This is a genomic window from Pseudomonas sp. K5002 (genome assembly GCF_013386655.1).
Taxonomy (GTDB): Bacteria; Pseudomonadota; Gammaproteobacteria; order Pseudomonadales; family Pseudomonadaceae; genus Aquipseudomonas.
Genome location: NZ_JACARK010000873.1, coordinates 1 through 3,340, shown reverse-complemented (window position 1 = coordinate 3,340; position 3,340 = coordinate 1). Strand labels below are relative to the sequence as shown.

Below are 3,340 nucleotides of genomic sequence, written 5' to 3'. Positions count from 1 at the left end.
AGCGGGATAACCAGTTGGCTGACGACGAACTGATCACCGCCATCGAGTTGCCTGCCGACCACCTGGCTGCCCACAGTCACTATCTGAAAATCCGTGACCGGGCTTCCTACGCCTTCGCCCTGATATCCGTCGCGGCGGCGCTTGAGCTGGATGGCGATGTGATCGTCGACGCCCGCCTGGCCCTGGGCGGCGTCGCCCACAAGCCATGGCGTGATCGCGCGGTGGAAGCCGCGCTGATCGGCCAGTCCGTCAGCCGCGAAACCTTCAGCACTGCCGCCGAAACCCTGCTCCTGGACGCCGAGCCGCTGGAGCACAACGGCTTCAAGATCAAACTGGCACGCCGCGCGATCATTCGCGCCCTGAGCGATGCCGCTGTTGCAGGAGCCACGTCATGAGCGCAATCGGCAAACCGTTGGACCGGGTCGACGGTCTGCTCAAGGTCACCGGGCAAGCGCGCTATGCCGGTGAGTTTCCCGAGGATGGCTTGCTGCACGGCAGCGTGGTGTCGAGCAACATCACCAAGGGCCGGGTCATCCGCATTGATGCGTCCCAAGCCCTGGCGCTGCCCGGTGTGGTGATGGTGCTTGATCACCTCAACCGCCCGAAACTGGCCAGCTACGACGACAGCTACGCCGATGCCGATGCTGCCGACGGCTCGCCGTTTCGCCCGCTGTACAACGACCGCGTGCTCTACAGCGGCCAGCCGTTGGCATTGGTGATTGCCGACAACCTGGAGCTGGCGCGCCACGCCGGTTCTCTGGTGCAGATTGAATACGCCGCCGAGCCTGCCGAGACCGATCTGCTGGCCTTGCAGGAGCAGGCGTACCCGTCGCCGCAAACACCGCCCAAGCCGCGCGGCAACTTCCAGGCCGAATGGACCGGCGCCGCCACGAGCCTGGACCTGCACTACAGCACGCCCATCGAACACCATAACCCCATGGAACCCCACGCCAGTACCGTGCTGTATCAGCCGGACGGCACCCTGCATATCCATGACAAGACCCAGGGCCCGCAGAACTGCCAGGCCTATGTGCAGAAAGTCTTCGGCCTGGATAAAAGCCAGGTGCGGATCTTCGCCGCGTTCGTCGGCGGCGCCTTTGGTTCCGGTCTGCGCCCGCAGTACCAGTTGCCGCTGGCAGTGATGGCATCGCTGGCCCTGAAGCGTTCGGTGCGCGTCACCCTCACGCGCCAGCAGATGTTCACCTTCGGTTATCGCCCGCGCACCTTGCAGCGCCTGCAACTGGGTGCTGCCGCCAATGGCCGCTTGCTTGCCCTGGGCCACACCGCCATCGGCCAGACCTCGCGCTTCGAGGACTTCAGCGAACACGTGGTGGAATGGAGCGGCATGCTCTATCACTGCGATAACGTGCTGCTGACCTACAAGCTGGTGCCGCTGGACGTGTTCACACCGCTGGACATGCGCGCCCCCGGCGCAGCGCTGGGGGTGATCGGCCTGGAATGCGCGATGGATGAACTGGCCTGCGCCCTGGGCATCGACCCGGTGCAATTGCGGCTGATCAACTATGCCGAGCGCAATCAGAACGAAGACAAGCCCTGGTCCAGCAAAGCGTTGCGCGAATGCTACAGAGAAGGTGCCGAGCGTTTTGGCTGGAGCCAGCGCAACCCGGAGCCGCGAAGCATGCGCGATGGTCGCCAACTGATCGGTTGGGGCATGGCCGGCGGGGTGTGGGAGGCCCTGCAAATGAAAGCCAGCGCCAAGGCGCGGATCGACCATCTGGGCAAGCTCACGGTCAGCAGCGCCACCACCGATATCGGCACCGGCACTTACACGGTCATGGCGCAGATCGCCGCCCAGGCCAGCGGCGTGCCGGTAGGCGATGTGACGTTCCTGCTGGGGGATTCATCGCTGCCGACGGCGCCGTTGCAGGGCGGCTCGTTTACCGTGTCGTCGGTGGGCAGCGCGGTGCAACAGGCCTGTGAAGCGTTGAATGCCAAGCTGTTGGACATTGCGCGCAAGACGTACCCGGCGTTCAAAGACGCTGAGTCGGCGCGGTTTGAGAACGGCCAGATGCACGCCGGTGACCAGCGCATCTCCCTGGCGCAATTGGTGCAAGACAGCGGCGAGCAGGCGCTGGAAGTGCAGGTGGATTGCGAGCCGGGCAAACAGCGCGAAGGCTATGCCTCTGCCACCCATTCGGCGGTGTTTGTCGAAGTGCGGGTGGATGAGGACCTGGGCACCATCAAGGTCAGCCGGGTGGTCAGTGCGATTGCGGCCGGGCGGGTGGTCAATCCGAAGATGGCCCGTAGCCAGATTCTCGGCGGTGTGGTCTGGGGCATCGGCATGGCGTTGCATGAGGAGACCCAGGTCGATCACGCATTGGGTCGCTCCATGAACCACAGCCTGGCCGAATACCACATTCCGGTAAACGCGGATATCGGCGAGATTGATGTGCTGTTTGTCGAAGAACACGACGAGATCGTCAACGCCCTTGGGTCCAAGGGCGTCGGCGAGATCGGGATAGTCGGGGTGGCGGCGGCGGTGGCCAACGCGGTGTATCACGCCACCGGCAAGCGGGTGCGGGACTTTCCCGTCACCCTCGACAAGGTCTTCTAAACCTTGGCGGGCTCTTCCACCGGCACATGCATGCGGTCGCGGTTGGCCAGGGTCGGGAACAGTTTGATCCAGACCCCGGTCACCACCAGCGTGCCGATGCCGCCCATGACCACGGCGGGCACGGTGCCGAACCAGTGGGCGGTGATCCCGGACTCGAACTCGCCCAACTGATTCGACGCGCCGATAAACAGCCCGTTGACCGCGCTGACCCGGCCGCGCATTTCGTCCGGGGTTTCCAGTTGCACGAACGAGGCGCGGATCACCATGCTGATCATGTCCGCTGCGCCCAATACCACCAGCACCGCCAGGGAGAACCAGAACGAGGTCGACAGGCCGAACGCGATGGTGGCTACGCCAAACACCCCGACCGCCGTAAACATGATCCGCCCCACATGCCGGTCGACGGCAAACCGCGCCAGCCACAACGACATCAACAACGCCCCGACCGCTGGCGCCGAGCGCAGCAGCCCAAGGCCCCACGGCCCGGTCAGCAAAATGTCCTTGGCGAACACCGGCAGCAAGGCCGTGGCGCCGCCCAGCAATACGGCGAACAGGTCCAGGGAAATCGCGCCGAGGATGTCCGGCCGACTGCGGATAAAACGAATCCCGGCCAGCAACGAATCCATGGTCGCCTTGGCCTTGTTCAGCGGCGTCTGGCGCGCGGGCAGGTTGAGGGTCAGCACGCAGGCGATCAGGTACAGCACCACCGTGGGGCCGTAGACCCAGACACTGCCAAAGGCGTACAGCAGACCGCCCAGCGCCGGC

Annotated in this window: 3 protein-coding genes; 2 read left to right on the top strand and 1 reads right to left on the bottom strand. The window is 64.7% G+C overall.

Going from position 1 to position 3,340, the window contains the following annotated elements; translation table 11 throughout:
- Both HX846_RS30295 and HX846_RS30290 read left to right on the top strand, forming a co-directional pair.
- Window positions 1–395: xanthine dehydrogenase family protein subunit M (locus tag HX846_RS30295; protein ID WP_372242025.1), on the top strand; the 395-nt coding region annotated here is incomplete at its 5' end.
- Window positions 392–2,575, top strand: a complete 2,184-nt coding sequence (locus tag HX846_RS30290) for a xanthine dehydrogenase family protein molybdopterin-binding subunit (protein ID WP_178966795.1) — start codon at window positions 392–394, stop codon at window positions 2,573–2,575. The genes HX846_RS30295 and HX846_RS30290, both read left to right, overlap by 4 nt.
- On the opposite strand, the gene HX846_RS30285 is transcribed toward HX846_RS30290, so the two are convergent.
- Window positions 2,572–3,340 (bottom strand): MFS transporter (locus tag HX846_RS30285; RefSeq protein ID WP_178966794.1); only part of this gene is annotated, 769 nt, incomplete at its 5' end. The genes HX846_RS30290 and HX846_RS30285 overlap by 4 nt on opposite strands.